Origin of the sequence: Limnospira fusiformis SAG 85.79, assembly GCF_012516315.1 — a bacterium.
GTDB classification, from domain to species: Bacteria; Cyanobacteriota; Cyanobacteriia; order Cyanobacteriales; family Microcoleaceae; genus Limnospira; species Limnospira fusiformis.
Window position 1 is genome coordinate 2748140 of record NZ_CP051185.1, and the last position, 19494, is coordinate 2767633.

Genomic DNA, 19494 nt, shown 5'->3' on the forward strand with positions numbered 1-19494 from the left:
TTTATGGAAAATAAGCGACAGTGATTTTAGCGATAGATTTTAACCTCATTCCTTGAATAAATCGGAGTTACAATCGATGACTAGCACCAATAACCCTGAACTGCAATTAGCCGTTAATGATGTTGCAGCGCGTCAGTTGGCTAATGCCACAAAAACCGTTCCTCAATTAGACACAATTAGTCCCCGTTGGTTTGTGCGTCTGCTGCACTGGACACCTGTTGAAGCCGGGATATATCGTCTCAACAAAGTCAAAAATCCTTCTCAAGTCGAAGTGGCTTGCTCAGAACGAGATGAGCGAGAATTACCTGAAACCTTTGTGGATTATCAAGAACAGCCGCGAGAATATTTTCTCAGCGCTGTTAATACGGTTATCGATGTTCACACTCGTGTTTCTGACCTTTATAGCAGTCCCCACGATCAGATCCATGAACAGTTGCGCTTGACGATTGAAATTTTGAAAGAACGTCAAGAAAGTGAACTGATTAATAATCCTGAATACGGGTTGCTCAATAACATTGTTGACAGTCAAAAAGTACAGCCCCGAGGTCTGGCTCCTACTCCAGATGATCTTGATGAGTTATTGGCGAAAGTTTGGAAAGAACCCGCCTTTTTCCTGGCTCATCCTAAAGCGATCGCTGCCTTTGGTCGCGAAGCCACCCGCCGTGGCGTTCCCCCTGCTACCGTTTCTTTATTTGGTTCTCAATTCATCACCTGGCGCGGAGTGCCCTTAATTCCTTCCGATAAACTCGCGGTGAATAATGAGGGCAAAACCAATATTTTACTGCTGCGGGTCGGCGACAGTCGTCAAGGGGTAGTTGGCTTGTATCAACCGAATTTACCCGGTCAACAGGGACCCGGACTTTCCGTGCGCTTTATGGGAATTAGCCGCAAAGCGATCGCCTCTTATCTCGTCTCCCTGTACTGCTCTTTAGCCGTCCTGACCGACGATGCGGCTGCCGTTCTTCAGAACGTTGATGTCAACCAGTATCACACCTACTAATGACTACCCCCAAACTTTACCCGGAAAATTCCCTGACAGAAGGGCAGGCGAAACCCAACCCTAGTCCCTCTGTCACTGATTTGGGGGGAGATGGCATCAACCCCTTATTTAAAGCGGACACCTTCGATCAACTGGCGAATGCTTTTATTCAAGAAGTGAAGCGCAGCGGCATTGATGTGCCATTGCCCGACTCCCTAAATATCCCTCAATCGGTTCAGGATATTAGTAGTCCGGTCTCCAATATTAAGCAAAATTTGCTTGATGGGAAATCACTGCCAGTATCCACACCTCACTTATCTGTTGGGGAGCCGCAATTCTATTTTAGCGATCCCGGTGTCGATCGCCCCGACTCCCCCCATTCCGTAGCGGAAGTAGGAGCCGGTGCATCCCATATTCCCAAAGAAATTCCCCAGGCGATCGCAACTCCCGCAACTCCTACAGTTCCGAATCTATCCTTAGCATCGGTTCCCACACCATCTATCCCAACTGTCACCCCCAACTTCTATTTTTTAGAACATTTAAGTCAAGGGGTAGAAAGACAAAAACCAGATCAGAGCATCCCTAAAACTGTTGAGGATTATTCCCCACAGAATTACAGGCAAAATTCACCGATTGACCCATTTTTTGTGCCTCTGGCGGCGGTGACAAAACATGATATTTTCGATGTCGAAACTATCCGCCGTGATTTTCCCATTTTGCAAGAGAAAGTCAACGGTAAACCCCTGATCTGGTTTGATAATGCGGCAACGACTCAAAAACCTCAAGCCGTCATCGATCGCCTAGTTCATTATTACTCCCATGAAAACTCCAACGTTCACCGCGCCGCCCATGAATTAGCAGCCCGGTCAACAGATGCCTACGAAGCCGCCAGAGAGACAGTTCGTCATTTTATCAATGCCTCCTCCGTCAACGAAATCATCTTTGTACGAGGAACCACAGAAGCCATAAACTTGGTGGCGAAAAGTTGGGGAGAACAAAACATCAAAGCCGGGGATGAGATTGTTCTAAGTCATTTAGAACACCATGCTAATATTGTGCCTTGGCAACAGTTAGCAACTCGGACCGGAGCCAAGTTGCGTATTGCACCCGTAGACGATCGCGGACAAATTTTGTTGGAAGAGTATCAACAACTGCTCAATCCTCGCACAAAATTGGTAGCTTTTTCCCAAGTTTCTAATGCTTTGGGAACCATTACACCGGCGGCAAAAATGATTGCCCAGGCTCACCAAGTTGGTGCCAAAGTGTTATTAGATGGCGCTCAGTCCGTCTCTCATATTCCTGTTGACGTGCAACAACTCGGTTGCGACTGGTTTGTTTTTTCCGGTCATAAAATCTTTGGACCCACTGGCATTGGCGTTGTTTATGGTCACGAAGACCTATTAAACGCCAGTCCCCCCTGGCAGGGTGGCGGCAACATGATTGTTGATGTCACTTTCGAGCGCACTGTTTATCAAAATAGTCCAGCCCGATTTGAAGCGGGGACGGGGAATATTGCTGATGCAGTGGGATTAGCTACAGCCCTTGATTATGTTCAACAGATTGGTTTACCAAATATTGCCCGTTATGAGCATGAATTGCTCGAATATGCGACCACGGGTTTAAATACTATTCCCGGTCTGCATTTAATTGGTACTGCCCCAGAAAAAGCTGCTGTCCTTTCCTTTGTTTTGGATGGTTTCTCGGCGGAAGCTGTAGGACAAGCACTCAACCAAGAAGGCATCGCGGTGCGTGCGGGTCATCATTGCGCCCAACCAATTTTGCGACGGTTTGGTTTAGAGGCAACTGTGCGTCCGTCCTTGGCTTTTTATAATACTAAATCTGAGGTAGATGCTCTGGTTCATGCTTTGGAACGAATCCGACAAAAACAATTAGGCTAATTAGCAAAGAGCCCAGGTTTCTTCATTAGTCACTTTTTTTGATAGAAACCTGGTTTTTATGCTGGTTTTGGAAAATTAAATCAGAAAATAATTTGCTTTAAACAGGGGGGTCAGGATGATTTCAGATGCTTCTCTTACCGTGGCTATTGTCGGCGCGGGATTTAGTGGGACAATGGTGGCTGTTCACCTGTTAAAAAATGCTCAAAGACCCCTGAAAATAAAGCTCATAGATTGTAACGATATTGGCAAAGGAGTTGCTTATCGCACCACAAGCAATAGCCATTTCCTCAATGTTCCGGCATCCACAATGAGTGCTTTTCCTGATGACTCCAGTCATCTCCTCCGTTGGCTCAATTTTAATTATCATACCCTAAAAACTTGGCTGCCCAATCAACCTGATTCCAGTCTTTTTATTCCTCGTCGAGTTTATGGACTATATATTCAATCGGTTTTACAAGAAGCTGAATCCACTGCCTCAAGTTATGTCAACCTCGAACGTATTATTGATGAAGTTGTTGGGATAAAGCCTCAAAATAATGGAGCAATTGTTTGCCTCAAAAATCAAGATAATTTTGCCGCTGATAAAATAGTTTTAGCTCTCGGTAATGGAGCCACTCCTCCTCCTCTTTCTTTAGGTAAGTTACAGAGTAATTCCAATATTCACCCATCCTATATACGCAATGCTTGGTCAAAGGATGCGTTAACCGGGCTAGAGGTCGATGATTCTGTGTTATTGATTGGTACAGGATTAACAATGGTGGATATGGTGATGTCTCTGCGCGATCGCCATCACCAAGGTAAAATTTATGCTGTTTCCCGTCATGGTTTATTGCCTTTGTCTCATCAGCCTAGCCAACCCTACCCGAATTTTTTAACTAAAAATACCGCGCCCAAAACGATTAGGGGTTTATTAAAGTCTATTCGTGCGGAGATTAAAACAGCCACGGAATTGGGTTATAATTGGCAGTCTGTCATTGATTCGCTTCGTCCGGTGACTCAAGAATTGTGGCAAGAATTATCAGCCGTTGAACAAAAAAGATTTCTGCGTCATGTCAACCGTTACTGGGATATTCATCGCCATCGTTTGGCTTCAGAAATTGGCGAAATTATGGAAAGTTTAATTATTGCTAAAAAACTCATTATTAAATTTGGAAGAATTGGCAATTATACACAAACAGATAGTGGAATATTGGTAGATATTTATAAAGGCAATTTTCATGTAAGCATACAAGTTAAAAAGTTGATTAATTGCACGGGAATACAAGTAGATTATCGAAACTCAAAACAGTCTTTAATTGCTGATTTAAGAAACCAAGGATTAATCTGTCCTAACCCTTTGGGTTTGGGACTATATACTTTACCTAATGGGGTGATATTAGATGCCCAAGGTCAAGGTTCTAGTTTACTTTATACCCTTGGACCTCCCCGGAAAGGTGATCTATGGGAAACTACAGCTATCAAAGAAATCCGGGAACAAGCCCAATTATTAGCAACAACTATATTAAATGATCTACCTTTATGGGTGCGTCCTGTAGCGCCTTTATCTACATCTAATCATAACCATAGCAGTGAATTAAATTTATTATTTCGTCAGTTATTTGATCAACAGTCAAGCACTTATACTTATTTAATTGCTGATCTGGAGACTAAACAAGCAGTTTTAGTAGATACAGTGTTGGCAAAAATAGACCGTGATTTACAATTAATAAATGATTGGAGATTGAATCTTTGTTACTGTTTAGAAACTCATCTGCATGCTGACCATATTACTGGTGCTGGTCAATTGAGAAAGCTAACAGGTTGTCAAGTTTTAGTTCCTAAAAATGACCGAATTAAAGGTGCAGATGGACAGTTAGATGATGGTGATATTGTCAATTTGGGAAGTGTAAATATTCAGGCGATCGCTACTCCTGGTCATACTAATAGTCATCTAGCTTATTTAATTAACCATCGTTATTTGTTAACGGGAGATGCCTTATTGATTCGTGGTTGTGGACGCACTGACCTACAATCAGGAGATGCCGGAACTCTTTATGATACTGTGACACGAAAGTTATTTACCCTATCGGATGATATTTTGGTTTATCCTGCCCATGATTATAAGGGTCGCACGGTTTCTACCATTGGCGAAGAAAAAATGTGCAATCCTCGATTAAGTCAACGCAGTAGAGAAGAATTTATTACCTTAATGGAACACCTTGATCTAAGTTATCCGAGTCAAATGGCAGAGGCGATCGCTGCCAACGAATGGTGTGGCGATCGACCTTAAAATCACTCGATTATATCGCTAGATCACCTATCTATAATCATAGCAAATACTGGCATATTGCCGCAAATTTAATCAAGAGCAATACAACTTCAAAAGCGATCGCCTTTCTGGGTCCCTATCCCAGAGGGGAGACCGCTGTAGTGAGGGAGGACAGCGTTGTGAGTAGGGAATTGATAGTTTGTTATTTAAATTAAACTTAACCGACAATTAACCCCCAAATGATAAAAAATTGAGCAGCCACTCAAAAACCGAGGTCAAGCACCCTTGATAAATCAGCCCCAGGTATCTGAACAATCCCAAAGTAGTGAAAGTTACCAAACTCAGGAAAAAATCAATACCTCTAGCCCAATAGAGTGAATGGGAACTATAATAGTAACATATACTCACCAACCAACCAGAGCAAAACTCCCATCAACAGAGAGGCATGGTTTATGCAAGCCACCAGATCAAGAACCACCGATCCAGCCCATGACGTTTTACGCTACGACCACCAACCCCTCAAAGCCATATTTTCACCCCAAACAGTAGCCGTCATAGGTGCCACCGAAAAACCCAACAGTGTAGGGCGAACCTTGCTGTGGAACCTAATTCGTAACCCCTTTGGTGGTACAGTATTTCCTATCAACCCCAAACGTAGCAATGTTTTAGGTATCAAAGCCTATCCCAGTATAGGGGAAGTCCCAGAGACAGTAGATTTAGCAATTATTATCACCCCTGCGCCCACAGTCCCCGATATAGTGCGGCAATGCGTGGAAGCCGGAGTCAAAGGCGCAATCATTCTCTCGGCTGGGTTTAAAGAAATCGGACCCAAGGGGGTCGAATTAGAACAACAAATCCTGGAATATGCCCGCCAAAGCACGATGCGGATTATTGGTCCTAACTGTTTAGGACTAATGAACCCCCTCACCGGACTAAATGCCACTTTTGCCAGTGCCATGGCTATTCGCGGTAGTGTAGGCTTTATCAGTCAAAGTGGGGCCTTGTGTACCTCCATTTTAGACTGGAGTTTTCAGGAAAATGTCGGCTTTAGTGCTTTCGTCTCCATCGGATCAATGTTAGATGTGGGATGGGGAGATCTAATTTACTACCTGGGTAATGACCCGAACACCAAAAGCATTGTCATCTATATGGAGTCCATAGGAGATGCACGGTCATTCCTATCAGCAGCGCGGGAAGTAGCCCTAACTAAACCCATTATTGTCATTAAAGCCGGACGCACAGAAGCCGCAGCCAAAGCCGCAGCCTCCCATACGGGGGCCTTGGCGGGGAGTGATGATGTCCTTGATGCAGCTTTTCGGCGCTGTGGAGTTTTGCGGGTCTATCATATCGCCCATTTATTCTCTCTGTCGGAATTGCTGGGAAAACAACCACGCCCTAAAGGTCCCCGCCTAACTATTTTAACTAATGCAGGGGGACCGGGAGTGCTAACCACGGATACTTTACTGATTGAAGGGGGAACCCTAGCACAACTATCCTCTGAAACTACTAAGGCCCTTAACCAGGTTTTACCGCCCCAATGGAGTCACAGCAACCCGATTGATATTCTGGGGGATGCAGACCCGGAACGTTACGCGAAAGCCTTTGAAATAGCGGTGAAAGACCCTAGTGGGGATGGGTTGTTAGTGATTTTGACTCCCCAAGCTATGACTGACCCCACTCAAACGGCGGAACAGTTGAAGTTTTTGGCAATGCAGGATCACAAAAAACCGATTTTGGCTAGTTGGATGGGTGGCGCAGAAGTGGCAGCAGGGGCTAAGATTCTTAATCAAGCCAATATCGCCACTTTCTCTTATCCTGATACGGCGGTGCGGATGTTTAACTATATGTGGCGCTATACCTACAATTTGCGTGGCTTGTATGAAACACCGACTTTCGCAGCTTCTGAGGATAATTTATCGACACTGGAAACGGCTAAACATCTGATTGATAAGGTCCTTAGCCAAGGACGAAGTTTGCTAACTGAGTTTGAGTCTAAGGAACTTCTAGCACTTTATGGCATCCCGGTGGTTGATACTCGCATGGCTTCAAGGGTTGAGGAGGCTTTGGCGGCGGCGGAAGCTATTGGCTATCCGGTAGCCCTCAAATTGTTGTCGGAAACTATTACCCACAAAACTGATGTGGGTGGGGTTAAACTTAATTTGACTAGCGCTGAAGAAGTACAGGCGGCTTATGAGGCGATCGCTTCTTCGGTAGCGGAAAAGGTCGGACCTGAACATTTCCAAGGTGTCACGGTTCAGGAAATGCTTAAATTAGATGGCTATGAATTAATTATCGGCAGTAGCCTTGACCCTCAATTCGGACCAGTGTTGCTATTTGGTACGGGTGGGCAACTGGTGGAAGTATTTAAAGACCGTATCCTGGCTTTACCGCCCCTTAACACCACTTTGGCGCGGCGGATGATGGAACAGACCAAAATCTATAAAGCCCTGTTAGGAGTGCGGGGAAGGCCTCCTGTCGATATGGATGCCCTTGAACAGCTTATGGTCAGGTTTTCCCATATAGTGGTCGAACAACCCTGGATTAAGGAAATTGATATTAACCCTCTGGTGGCTTCGGAAGACCGACTGGTGGCCCTCGATGCGCGGGTGGTACTTCATGACCCAGACACCCCAGAAGACCAATTATCTAAGCCGGCTATCCGACCCTATCCTCAGCAATATGTCACCTATTGGGTTTCTCAGAAGGAAATCCCTATTACTATCCGTCCTATCCGTCCTGAAGATGAACCCATGGCGGTTAAATTCCATGAAAGTCTTTCGGAGGAAAGCGTTTATTTGCGCTATGCTCATCTGATCAAACTTAGTTCCCGGACAGGTCATGAACCTATGTCCCGACTCTGTTTTATCGATTACGATCGCGAAATGGCTCTGGTAGCAGAATACACCAATCCCGAAACCCACGAACGACAAATCATCGGCTTGGGACGACTTAGCAAGGTGTATGGTAGCAATGAGGCGGAATTTTCCCTATTGGTGGCTGATTCTTTCCAACGTCAAGGGGTAGGGACGCAGTTGCTTGAACAACTCCTATATATTGGTCGCCAGGAAAAACTCACTTCCATTATGGCAGAAATCCTCACTGATAACCGGGTGATGCAGCATATCTGCGAAAAAATCGGATTTACCCTTAACCGGGTAATTGGGGAACCCATGGTCAGGGCGGAAATTCAACTTTCCGATTAGCATTTGTTTGTTATTGTTTCTTTAGTGCTGGGGTAGCGATCGCGATCGCTACCCCTACCATTGTACAGGGGGGAGTTCACGTAAACCTCTTGGGAGCGTGGAAGCCCCGTGTCTTTAGACCGGGGAGGAAACGCGACAGGGGGACTTTAGTCCCCGTCAATCTTTCAAGCATAGGCGTAACCATCCTTCCTGTGAATCGGTTGGCAGTATTTGTGGCTGATGCCTGCCACCCGTACCGAAGCGGTGGTAATATCAAAACTACCAGACGCACGGCAGAGAACCCGTCCTAGATATGAGCCAATTTTCTTCCCCGCTGTGACCAGTGCCGTCACCATGTCGCCAGTCTGAAAGCCTTTATGAATTTGCCTCCTGGAGCGGTGACGATTCGGGAATCCGTACTTATTCGTCCCGCACATCTGACGGGTTCCATGCCCCTTTGCTAAAATCAGCAACGGTTTTGAAGTCAGAACTTCCAGTGATTCGACTGGTCCAACACAGGCAGCATCAAGCCAGTGAGCTTTAGGTAGGTTGAGCCTCAGTCGATTGAACTTCGTTTGTCCGCCCGTTCCTGTGGTAACTGGGAGTCCTGTTGCTTTCAGAGCCTTGAACAAGGCCCATCGGGTCGAGTTAACGGCAGCCGCATCTTTAAGGGGTGATTTGGCCTGCCTGAGAAGACGACTCAGGACATCAGGCTGGCCCGATAAAAAATCCCGAATGTCCCCATTGCCTTTGGCTTGATTGCATGAGTGGCAAGCCATCGTCAGGTTAGAAACCCGGTCAGAGCCACCCTTAGACCGAGGCTGGATCTGCTCAACTTCAAGTGGTACATTTTGAGCCCCACAGTAAGCACAGGTTCTGTCCCACTTGAACAACAGGTATTCCCTGATTTCATAGCCTTGTAATTCTCCCTGCTGATACTCAACACCTGAAATCTCAGGGTTTTCCATCAATTGCAGGTCGAACCGTACTAGCTCTTGGGTAATGCGGCCAACTGGGGCAAGTCTACGAAATCGGTGAACCCAGGTCATTAGAGTATCTACTCGATGCTGCCAGCTGGGAGCTAACCAACCTTCGGGACGAGTCCGATTCAAGAACCGAGCTGGTCGATATCGGGTCTTGCGGTTTCGTCGAGAACGTCGGAGTTGACGACGAGAGAGCAATGCTTCTTTAATCTGCTGTCCTCGGTGCTGCAACTCGGCAGCAAAGATAATATGATTCCCTTGCTTCAAGGCAATTCCAGTGACTTTAGAGCCTGGGTCTAATTTGAGTTCGAGGGGTTCAGGATTAGCGTCAACCTCCTTGTTTAGAATAATGGTGAATGGGTAGCGTCGAAATACCGATGCTTTCCCGGCTTTGAGCAGTGATCGTGCCATCCCTGGCTTGCACGGTGTCAGGGGCTTGCGGTTGGTATCTAAAACGAAAACATGGTTAGACATTGTTGCGTCTGTTCTGATTGCTCGTAACGTTTGCTTCGCTAATGTTCAGAGTCGGTACTTTCCAAATCGCACTGTCTTAACCCCTTAGGACTGTTTAACGATTTGGTTCATGAGCCTGGAACTAGCACGCATTCCAGGGTAGGAACTTTAACTCTTGCTCTGAACGTAGCCAGTTAAGGCTTAAGCTGGTCAGCTACCTGAAAGCGGGGGCACGAAGCCCCCGTGCTTCAGCCGGGGGTGCTGACGAATAATCTGGTAGACATAGGGGATAATTGGAGAACCCGCCCCTAGGTTTTAATGGTGGTGATGATCATGATCATGGCTATGGCTATGGCTATGGCTATGATGATGATGGCTATGGCTATGATGACCTGGATCTGATTGTACTGCCAGGCTAGGATTAATAGATAATGCGGTTTGGCTTAACAATGCCTCAATCTGAGGATCTGCCCAATTAGCAGCCATCTCCAGGAATTGGGGATGGTCATTGACACAAGCCATCTGAATATATCTTACTTGGGGATGTCGCCGCCGCAATGCCTCGATAATGTGTTCTACATCTAATAGGGTTTCGTGGTTTTCGGTAGCAAACCCTATGGGCATGAAGACAATAGCCGTTGCTCCTAATTCTATCAGATTATGGGCGGCTAGTTGTGCGTTCGGTTGAGTCCAGTCAATCAGGGGGGTATCATGGTTTAGCCAGCCTACAGAAATTAAGGGATAACGGTTGATGAGTTTTTCCCGGACTTTTTCATATAAGGCTTGACTTTCATCAATTCCTGATGTAAAACCCTTGGCTTTATGGGGGCATCCATGATTCATTAATACGATGCCAGTTTGGGAGGGTAAATGTGCGATCGCCAATTCTTCCTCAATTTTTGCCTGCACTAATTCCGCCATTAAATCAATGTATTCAGGCTGATTGTAAAAGGAGGGGATATAACGCTGACCTGTCACCCAATGGCTGTTGGTATCGGCTAATTTTGCCAGGGCATTATTCACCTGTTCTACAGCTATACCACTGGTAAAAATTGAATCAACTACTAACAGTGGATAAATCAGGATTTTGTCGAATCCTTCACTTTTAATTTGACCTAAAACGGTTTCTGGTAGGAAGGGGGCGCAGAAATTAAAGGCTTTAAATACTTGGATGCGATCGCCCCATTTTTGTTGTAAATGTGCTTCAATTCCGGCGCGTTGTTTCTCAAAAATGGCATTATGGGGAGAAATGAAATTGCCATGCTGATGACTCCATTCATGGAGGTCAAAGATTGCCAAAATCCGCGCCAGAGGCGGATAAATCCAAGTGGGAACAGGGGCGAATTTGGCGGTTAACAGATTTAAAGCCTGTTCATTATAATTGGCAAAGTCTTCATAGCTTTCTACTTCTCCATAACCCATCAATAAAACGGCTACCCGATCTGATTTAGGGCGATCGCTTAATTGGGTGCTAGGATTTGTAATTTTCTCAGGAGTTGTCACCACGTCTTTATCCTCTGATCTCACCAATGAGCTATTTCCCCATAGTTTAACATCCCCTAGGGGGGGAGGGGGACAAAATATTGATAACTATGGGGAGGTGGGGGAGGTGGGGGGCTACCATAGCTAAAGCTACCCGATGAAATATCGCAGGAGTAGAAACCCTGTAGCGGCCAAAAATGCAGCGGTGGGGACTGTAATTAACCAAGCCAAGGCGATATTACCTACAGTCCCAAATTTAATAGACTTCCAGCCTTGAACAATTCCCACCCCGACGACACCGCCAACTAACGCATGGGAGGTAGAAACAGGTATCCCTAAGTTAGAAGCAATTAATACAGTGGTGGCGGTGGCCAGTTCAGCCGAAAATCCGGCACTAGGGGTTAAAGTGATAATATTTTCGCCGACAGTGGAGATCACTTTTTGACCCCAAACCGCCAGACCTGTAGCAATACCAGCGCCGCCAATAACTAATACCCAGAGGGGGATATGAAACTCTCCGAGGGGGACAGAAGCGGTTTGTCGGATATAGACAATAATGGCAAGGGGTGCGACAGTGTTACCAACATCATTAGACCCATGAGCAAAAGCAACAAAGCAAGCACTGAAAACCTGAAACTGAGCGAGTTTTTTTTCAATGGAGGACTTGCTATCACCGGATCTAAAAGTAGGTTGCCAACTAAACCAGGTAAGGCCAACTACAGCGAGACCAGCGATCGCAATAGTCAAATCATGGGTAGGAAAATTAAGACCCCATTGGCTTTTCATCCAAGAGGCGAGGGGTTGACTAATTTCTGGGACTACTAAAGTGCCAAACACTGCAATCATGGCACAACTGAGCCAGGGGGTCCATTCGAGAATTTGTTGTTGTGGGTGTGGGTGTTCCAAAATCCAGTATTTAATGAGACTGTAGAGTAAGGCAGCGATCGCCGCACTAATGAGGGGGGTAATTAACCAAGCCAGAGAAATCAAACCTACAGTTTTCCAGGCTACAGCAGTCCATCCTACAGCCACAGCACTAAATCCCGAAATAGCACCGACCACAGCATGGGAAGAGGCGACGGGTAAACCCTTACGGGTAGCAATTTGTAGCCATAACCCGGTCGAGACTAATACCGCTATCATACCCAATTGGAACAATTGAGGCGATCGGATAAATTCTTCCGGCTTGACTACCCCAGTAGCCAAAGTTTCCGAAACCCTACCCCCGAATAATACCGCCCCAAAAAATTCCAGAACCCCAGCGATGATAATAGCTTGTCGGAGAGTAATCGCCTTTGACCCTACAGAAGTCCCCATAGAGTTAGCCACATCATTGGCTCCGAGGGTGCAAGCCACATAAAAAGCTAACAGACAGACGAACCACAGGGGAATTAAGTTGATGGGGGAAATTTCCATTAGCAAAGATGAAATTCAGATGAAATTAACCGGATAACTAGGGAGAGTGTTTGTTATATTAATGATGTCGTGCGAGACGTTTAGGAGTCAAATAAGGCTGCAATGCCTGAAATAACCTCCTAGTGGGACTTTCACCCCTTGGTGGAATATAAGGAACTCGTATCCTGACCATCCCATAACTGTTTATATGTCCCAACGTTTGGTATAAAAAAATATACCAAACAAGGCAGGGAACTCAAGGTCAAAACGCAAAACCGGAAATCTTAATGATTCCTTAACAATTGCGTTGAGAGTAACGGCGATAGCCACCCCCAATTTTAGGATTCACAACCCTGGGATTGAAGCGGGGAACGGAAGGCATGAGGGAAACCTAGTTCCAATAATATGACCACTGCCAACCATCCATGACTAAGGAAATCTGAATGCTCCGACTTGAACCATCGTCATTAATAAGTAGCGAAATAGGTTGACACGCTGCGTTCAAAAGAATAAGGGGAAAAGTAGGGTAATTACAACAACACCTACACAGACCTTTAAAGTACCCCGGTGGACAGGACAAGTCTAAAGATGGAATGCCCATATAAACGGAACGTTTTAACCCCTTTTAGGCTCTGAGTATCTGGTCGAGATAATCAGTAGTGAAAGTGTAAGCGCAAGCCTATTAGGGGGTGAGATGTGACCAAAAGCCAACGCCCAACTGTAATGGTAGGGATATGCTAACGGGTCACGGTTTGATTGTAAAGAATAGAGTCTAGTAGGAGTTACTATGGCGAATGCGAGTTTAAAGAAAGGTTTTGAGAAATCAAAGCTAATCAAGACTACGAATGCATGGAAACAAATTCCCTGGGCAAAAGCTCAGAGAAAAGTTTTCAAGCTCCAAAAGAGGATATATCAAGCAGCTAAATCGGGACAGAACGCAAAGGCACGAAGGTTGCAACGTCTACTGGTGAAATCATATTATGCCCGACTCTTAGCAATGCGGCGAGTGACCCAAGATAATCAAGGCAAGAAAACAGCCGGTGTCGATGGAATGAGAGCAATCTCACCAAGGCAAAGGTTTGAAATTGTTGAGAACATCAAAGGAAATCTCAAAGCAAAACCACTGCGACGGGAGTGGATTCCAAAACCTGGAAGGGATGAAAAACGCCCTCTGGGAATACCCACCATCCAAGATAGAGCAAGGCAAGCCTTGGTTAAATCGGCTCTCGAACCTGAATGGGAATCGAGATTTGAAGACACTAGCTATGGATTCAGACCTGGAAGGTCTGCCCATGATGCAATATCCAGAATCTTTCAGAGTATCAACAAAGGAGGTTATTACGTTCTGGATGCAGATATAGCTAAATGTTTTGACCGAATAAACCATGATTACCTTCTGTCCAAAATTCATTGTCCAAGCAGTCTAAAAAGAGACCTGAAATCATGGCTCAAAGCAGGCGTGCTAGATAACGGTGTATTCGAGGATACAGAAGCAGGGACACCCCAAGGAGGGGTAATAAGTCCACTCCTAGCCAACATCGCACTGGATGGGATGGTTAGGTTCATAAAGACAATGTATCCAAATAAAGGAACAACCTTTCAGGTAAACCTCATAAGATACGCCGATGATTTTGTGGTCATATCCAAAGACCTAAGAATCATTGAACAGTGCAAAATTGCCATTTCCGAATGGCTAAAACCTGTAGGACTAGAAATAAAACCTGAAAAGACTCGAATTTGCCATACGCTCAATCCCATTGAGTATAACGGCAAAACAGAAGAACCAGGATTTGACTTTCTAGGATTCAATATCAGGCAATATCCAGTAGGAAAATATAAATCTGGAAAAAGTGGGGGAAGAAGAAAAGGAGGCTTCCTATTTAATAAAAACCCTCACAAAATGTTGGGACTCAAAACTCATATCAAACCCAACAAAAAGGCAATTAAAGCCCATACAGAAGTGATAAAAGGTGTAATTGAACAACATAAAACAGCACCTCAATCAGCCCTGATTAGCAGACTAAACCCAATCATAAGGGGATGGTCAAACTACTATTCAGGAGTCGTCTCATCTGAGACCTTCGTTAAACTAGACCACATAATTTGGTTAATGTTACGGGCATGGACATCATCAAGATGCGGAAAGGCAAGTTACGAAAAGCTAGGAAACTACTTCCACAAAGGAACGGTTAAACTTAGCAACGGAAAAGAAAGACATGAAACTTGGTTATTCAAGACTAAGGATGGAATTCAATTATGGAAACATAACTGGACTCCAATTGTCAGACATACCCTAATACGCCCGGAAGCAACACCATACGACGGAAATTGGACTTACTGGGCAACCAGGAAAGGACAAGCAATTGATACGCCAATTAGAGTAGCCAAACTACTCAAGAAGCAAAAGGGGAGGTGTACCTGGTGTGGACAGTATTTCGCACCATCGGATTTAGTTGAAGTTGACCACATTATACCTCGAAGCCAAGGTGGAAAGGATGAATATAAGAATCTTCAACTATTACACCGCCACTGTCACGATGATAAAACGGCGTTAAACAACGCCAAAGCTGTATCCTTAACAATGGAACAGTCAGACTAGGAGCCGTGTGAAGGGAAACTTTCACGCACGGTTCTGAATGGGAGGGAATGGAGGCGACTCCATTCTCGACCCCTAATGGTGCGCGATGGTTTCCCGATTGTGGGTCAGACAGAACCCCCACTACCGCTAAATCCGCCACGTTACTGGTGGCAAGTGCCATCAACTAGGCGGTTTAACAGCTACCGAAAATATTGCAGAAATTGGCAACACCAACAACAATAGAATTATGGCAACAGTTTACGTTAATCCATCTACTGGCAACGATCAGGGCGACGGGAGCCAATCATCTCCCTACAAAACTCTGACGGCAGCCTGCGCTAAAGTTGAATCAGGAACTTTCATTCAATTAGAAACTGGAACCTATAATAGCGCTACTGGGGAACAGTTCCCAATTATGATTCCTAGCGGGGTCACTGTGGTGGGAAATGAATCGGGAACCGGAAGCGGGATTTTGATTGAAGGTAGTGGTCGCCATAGTAGCCCTAGTACAGGCGGCCAAGAAGTTACTATCGTGATGGCTACTAACGCTGAACTGCGGGGGGTGACAGTAACTAATAACCAAGTGAGGGGTACGGGAGTTTGGGTCGAGTCTACCTCGCCTAATATTGTACACTGCACATTTACCCGCTGTCGGCGCGAGGGAATTTACGCTACGGGTAATGGCTATCCTAATATCCTCAGTAATGCCTTTGTGGAAAATGAAGGCTATGGCCTCTCGCTGGAGGGTAATGTTCAAGGGGAAGTACGCAACAATTCCTTCCAAAATACGGGCTATGGTATTTCGGTTAAGGGTGAAGTTCAGACCCGCATTAGTGATAACACGCTTTTTGAAAATCGCTCGGGTCTCCTAATTGCTGGTAACTCTCGCCCTATTCTACGACGTAATTTGATTGAGCGCAACACTGGCGATGGTGTTGTAATTACTAATAATGCGGCTCCTGATTTGGGTAGCGCCAGCGAATCGGGTGGTAATATGATTCGCAATAATGGCGGGTTTGATATTAATCATGCTGGCTCAGTGGCGATCGCCTCTTTTGGTAATTTGCTCAGTGCTGGCCGAGTTCAGGGTAATATCAATGTGGTGGCTCAGAGCGCTCCGACTTCCTCACCCACTACTATCCATGTTAACGGATCTACAGGTAATGATTCGGCGGCGGGTACGGCTTCTGCTCCTTTCAAAACTATCACCCGTGGCTTACAACAGGCGACGGCGGGAACTGTGGTACAAGTGGCTCCGGGAACTTATACGGCAGCTACAGGGGAGACTTTCCCGTTGTATGTGATCTCTGGTGTCACGTTGATCGGTAATGAGTCTAGCCAAGGTAATGGGACTCAAATTACTGGAAGTGGTCGATTTGCTAGTCCTAGTGCGGCGGGACAAAATGTAACTATTGTCATGGAAAATAACTCGACCCTGCGCGGTGTGAGTGTGACTAATGAGGAAATTCGCGGCACTGCTGTTTGGATCGAGTCGGTTTATTGTGTGGTGGCTAATTGTCGGTTTTTTAACTCCAAGCGGGAGGGGGTTTTTGTCACCGGAACTGCTATCCCTCAGATTTTGACTAGCCACTTTGAAAAAAATGCTGGTAATGGTATCGCTTTGGCGGGAAATGCTAAGGGAGAAATTCGCGGAAACAAGCTACAGGATACTGGATTTGCGATCGCTGTTCAAGCCTCTGCGGCTCCGCTGATTAGCGACAACCATATTTATAACAACCGCACTGGTCTTGTACTTTCGGGTAGTTCTAAGCCTGTGTTGCGGAAAAATCTGATTGAGAATAATCTTCAGGATGGTTTGACTGTCATTGCAGATGCTTTTCCAGATTTGGGTAGCCCTCAAGATGCGGGGGGTAATATTTTCCGCAATAATGGTAAGTATGATGTCCAGAATGCTGGGAAGTTTACTTTGGTGTCTGTAGGAAATCAGATTAACCCCACTAACACGAAGGGAAATATTGATTTTAGTGCTAATGTGACTCCCAGTCCCAGTCCCAGTCCGAGTCCCAGTCCCAGTCCCAGTCCGAGTCCGAGTCCCAGTCCGAGTCCGAGTCCCAGTCCGACTCCGACTCCGACTCCACCTCCGGGAAGCGATCGCTTTAGTGATATTACCGGACATTGGGCGCGAGAGTTTATTGTGCGCTTGACTGATATGAATATTATCAGTGGCTTCCCTGATGGTACTTTCCGACCTAATGAGAATTTAACTCGCGCGCAACACGCGGCTTTGCTGGCGAAGGCGTTTGATATGGCTCCTATTCAGCAGGCGACTGCATTTAGGGATGTGGCTATTGATTTCTGGGGGAAAATGGCTATTGAACAAGCCAACCGGGCGGGATTTTTGGCGGGTTTCCCCGATCGCACTTTCCGACCTAATGAGAATTTGAACCGGGCTCAGGCGGTGGTATCATTGATTAATGGTCTCAAGTTGACTGGTGGTAATCCTAATTCTTTGAATGGTTACACCGATCGCGGTCAGATTCCTAGTTATGCTACAGATGCGATCGCTACTGCCACAGAACGAAGGATTATTGTTAACTATCCAACTCGGACTACCCTCGCTCCTCAACGGGATATTACCCGTGCGGAAATTTCGGCAATTCTCTATCAAACTCTGGTAGCCACTGGGCGCGCTGAGGCGATCAACTCTCCTTACATTGTCTAGTCAAGGCTAGATTATTTAGTCCCCCGCAGTAGTCCAAACCGAATTAAACCCTGTTCATATCCTTGACTCATTAATCCGAGGGATAATGCCGCTCTGATGGTTGAAGGTCCGCTGGTGAGTAAACCGAAAATGGCTGCGGGGTCAAAGGCGGAATCAATGACTAGATTCCAGAAGGGGGCGACCGCTTTTGACCAGTCGGCGGTGTCAATGTCATTAAACCCTACCCGAGTAGCGATCGCTTGATATTCTGGCAATGAGATTATATAGGGTAGGGCATAAACTTGGTAAATTTGGGCGAGGTGGCGACGTTCTGCGTCTGTTAGTTGTCCTTGCTCTCCCCCTAGGGGGCGATGACACCAAGTAGCCATTAAAAACGTGCCACCGGGTTTGAGGACTCGGTGGCATTCTTGCAAAAATTGGATTTTGTTGGGCATATGTTCCCCACTTTCCAGAGACCACACCAGGTCAAAGGATTCGTCCTCAAAGGGCATTTCTAGGGCGTTGGCAACCTGGAAATTCACATTTTCACTTAATCTAGCTTCGGCGGCGCGATCGCCTGCTCGTTGGGCTTGTACCGGGCTGAGAGTGATGCCTGTGACTCTGGCGTTAAACTTTTCGGCTAAATAAAGACTACTCCCCCCAATGCCACAACCTACGTCTAAAATCTTAGTCGTTTGAGTTCCCTCATCAAGTCCCCACTTTAGCAATTCTTCGATCAGGTCAATTTGCGCCTGTCGTCTTTCCGTTTTCCGATTCCCTTCCGGTCCGTAGTAGCCATGGTGCATATGTTCCCCCCAAATTTCTTCCCACAGGGCGGAGGAGGCATCATAAAACTGTTGAATCTGTTGATTGAGAGTGGATTTCATGGCTGCTTTTCTAATGGACAATCAATTAGGGTCAATGGTAGCACTACGGACTTGTTATGCTATATGTCTCAGTCCCCAGTCTGGTCTGGGGGTTGCGATCGCATGATTTTAGTGCTATCATAGCGTACATTGAACTCATACAATAGCCCATTTTTTAGCCAAATCAAACATTAATTAAGAAGTCGCTTTTTGGTAGTTTCCCAAAATCTAAGGTTATGAGATAATAACATCAGGGCAAGAAGGGTAAAGCGACTATGACCGAGTTAATTCAAGCCATCAAAACAGGCAATATTGAGGAATTATCAGCTTTAATAGCTGCGGAAAAAGATATCAATGCTGTGGGTGATGATGGTACAACCGCCATGCTGACAGCAGTAGGACAGGGACTAGAGGCGATCGCCCAAAATCTCATAGAGGCTGGGGCTGATGTTAACCTGGGAGATAATGATGGCTGGACTCCGCTGATGGAGGCGGCGGCACAGGGCCATTTAACCATAGCTGAAAGTTTACTACAAGCTGGGGCTGAAATTGATGCTCAGACCGATTTTGGCTTAACAGCATTCATGGCAGCCGCTGGTAGGGGTCATGTGCAGATGGTTGAGATGTTACTGAATAAGGGTGCAAATTTTCGGGTTAAGGATAACAACAATTGGACGGCTTTAATTTGGGCATCTTCTGAGAATCATCCAGAAGTTGTAGCGGTGATTAAGAAATGGCGAGACGCTCATAATTAGCTGATACTTCCCA

Annotated in this window: 11 protein-coding genes; 7 read left to right on the forward strand and 4 right to left on the reverse strand. The window is 45.9% G+C overall.

Going from position 1 to position 19494, the window contains the following annotated elements:
* Positions 1–76: 76 nt before the first annotated feature.
* From HFV01_RS13050 to HFV01_RS13065, 4 genes are all read left to right on the forward strand, one after another.
* Complete coding sequence (locus tag HFV01_RS13050) at positions 77–1000, forward strand: family 2A encapsulin nanocompartment shell protein (RefSeq protein WP_006670576.1); 924 nt, start codon at positions 77–79, stop codon at positions 998–1000.
* Positions 1000–2877, forward strand: a complete 1878-nt coding sequence (locus HFV01_RS13055) for a family 2A encapsulin nanocompartment cargo protein cysteine desulfurase (protein ID WP_006625604.1) — start codon at positions 1000–1002, stop codon at positions 2875–2877. The genes HFV01_RS13050 and HFV01_RS13055 overlap by 1 nt, the downstream gene beginning before the upstream one ends.
* Before the next feature lie 115 nt (positions 2878–2992).
* On the forward strand, positions 2993–5146 hold the full coding sequence (locus tag HFV01_RS13060) for an FAD/NAD(P)-binding protein (protein WP_046319674.1): 2154 nt from the start codon (positions 2993–2995) through the stop codon (positions 5144–5146).
* 431 nt (positions 5147–5577) lie between these two features.
* On the forward strand, positions 5578–8328 hold the full coding sequence (locus HFV01_RS13065; RefSeq protein ID WP_006625607.1) for a bifunctional acetate--CoA ligase family protein/GNAT family N-acetyltransferase: 2751 nt from the start codon (positions 5578–5580) through the stop codon (positions 8326–8328).
* Between the two features lie 164 nt (positions 8329–8492).
* Here the strand turns inward: HFV01_RS13065 and iscB are convergent, their stop codons facing one another.
* The 3 genes from iscB to HFV01_RS13080 form a co-directional block, all read right to left on the reverse strand.
* Positions 8493–9764, reverse strand: coding sequence for an RNA-guided endonuclease IscB (gene iscB, locus HFV01_RS13070; RefSeq protein ID WP_193521175.1), 1272 nt, complete (start codon positions 9762–9764; stop codon positions 8493–8495).
* Between the two features lie 294 nt (positions 9765–10058).
* The gene (locus HFV01_RS13075; RefSeq protein WP_006625609.1) at positions 10059–11249 is read right to left on the reverse strand and encodes a ferrochelatase; all 1191 of its coding nucleotides are present in this window, start codon (positions 11247–11249) and stop codon (positions 10059–10061) included.
* 126 nt (positions 11250–11375) lie between these two features.
* Entirely contained in the window at positions 11376–12641 is a 1266-nt protein-coding gene (locus HFV01_RS13080; protein ID WP_193521281.1) for an inorganic phosphate transporter, read from the reverse strand.
* A 766-nt stretch (positions 12642–13407) separates the two neighbouring features.
* Here HFV01_RS13080 and ltrA point away from each other — a divergent pair.
* Positions 13408–15219, forward strand: coding sequence for a group II intron reverse transcriptase/maturase (ltrA, locus tag HFV01_RS13085; RefSeq protein ID WP_193521176.1), 1812 nt, complete (start codon positions 13408–13410; stop codon positions 15217–15219).
* Positions 15220–15445: 226 nt separating this feature from the next.
* Complete coding sequence (locus tag HFV01_RS13090; protein WP_006625615.1) at positions 15446–17881, forward strand: DUF1565 domain-containing protein; 2436 nt, start codon at positions 15446–15448, stop codon at positions 17879–17881.
* A gap of 11 nt (positions 17882–17892) precedes the next feature.
* On the opposite strand, the gene HFV01_RS13095 is transcribed toward HFV01_RS13090, so the two are convergent.
* Entirely contained in the window at positions 17893–18747 is an 855-nt protein-coding gene (locus HFV01_RS13095; protein WP_006625616.1) for a methyltransferase domain-containing protein, read from the reverse strand.
* Positions 18748–19001: 254 nt separating this feature from the next.
* On the opposite strand from HFV01_RS13095, the gene HFV01_RS13100 reads away from it, so the two are divergent.
* Positions 19002–19481, forward strand: a complete 480-nt coding sequence (locus tag HFV01_RS13100) for an ankyrin repeat domain-containing protein (protein ID WP_006670571.1) — start codon at positions 19002–19004, stop codon at positions 19479–19481.
* The last annotated feature ends 13 nt before the right edge of the window (positions 19482–19494 follow it).

Bases quoted from the DNA above. Each gene is read 5' to 3' on its own strand.
- HFV01_RS13050 (WP_006670576.1), top strand. From the start codon at position 77: ATGACTAGCACCAATAACCCTGAACTGCAATTAGCCGTTAATGATGTT.
- HFV01_RS13055 (WP_006625604.1), top strand. From the start codon at position 1,000: ATGACTACCCCCAAACTTTACCCGGAAAATTCCCTGACAGAAGGGCAG.
- HFV01_RS13060 (WP_046319674.1), top strand. From the start codon at position 2,993: ATGATTTCAGATGCTTCTCTTACCGTGGCTATTGTCGGCGCGGGATTT.
- HFV01_RS13065 (WP_006625607.1), top strand. From the start codon at position 5,578: ATGCAAGCCACCAGATCAAGAACCACCGATCCAGCCCATGACGTTTTA.
- iscB (WP_193521175.1), bottom strand. From the start codon at position 9,764: ATGTCTAACCATGTTTTCGTTTTAGATACCAACCGCAAGCCCCTGACA.
- HFV01_RS13080 (WP_193521281.1), bottom strand. From the start codon at position 12,641: ATGGAAATTTCCCCCATCAACTTAATTCCCCTGTGGTTCGTCTGTCTG.
- ltrA (WP_193521176.1), top strand. From the start codon at position 13,408: ATGGCGAATGCGAGTTTAAAGAAAGGTTTTGAGAAATCAAAGCTAATC.
- HFV01_RS13090 (WP_006625615.1), top strand. From the start codon at position 15,446: ATGGCAACAGTTTACGTTAATCCATCTACTGGCAACGATCAGGGCGAC.
- HFV01_RS13095 (WP_006625616.1), bottom strand. From the start codon at position 18,747: ATGAAATCCACTCTCAATCAACAGATTCAACAGTTTTATGATGCCTCC.
- HFV01_RS13100 (WP_006670571.1), top strand. From the start codon at position 19,002: ATGACCGAGTTAATTCAAGCCATCAAAACAGGCAATATTGAGGAATTA.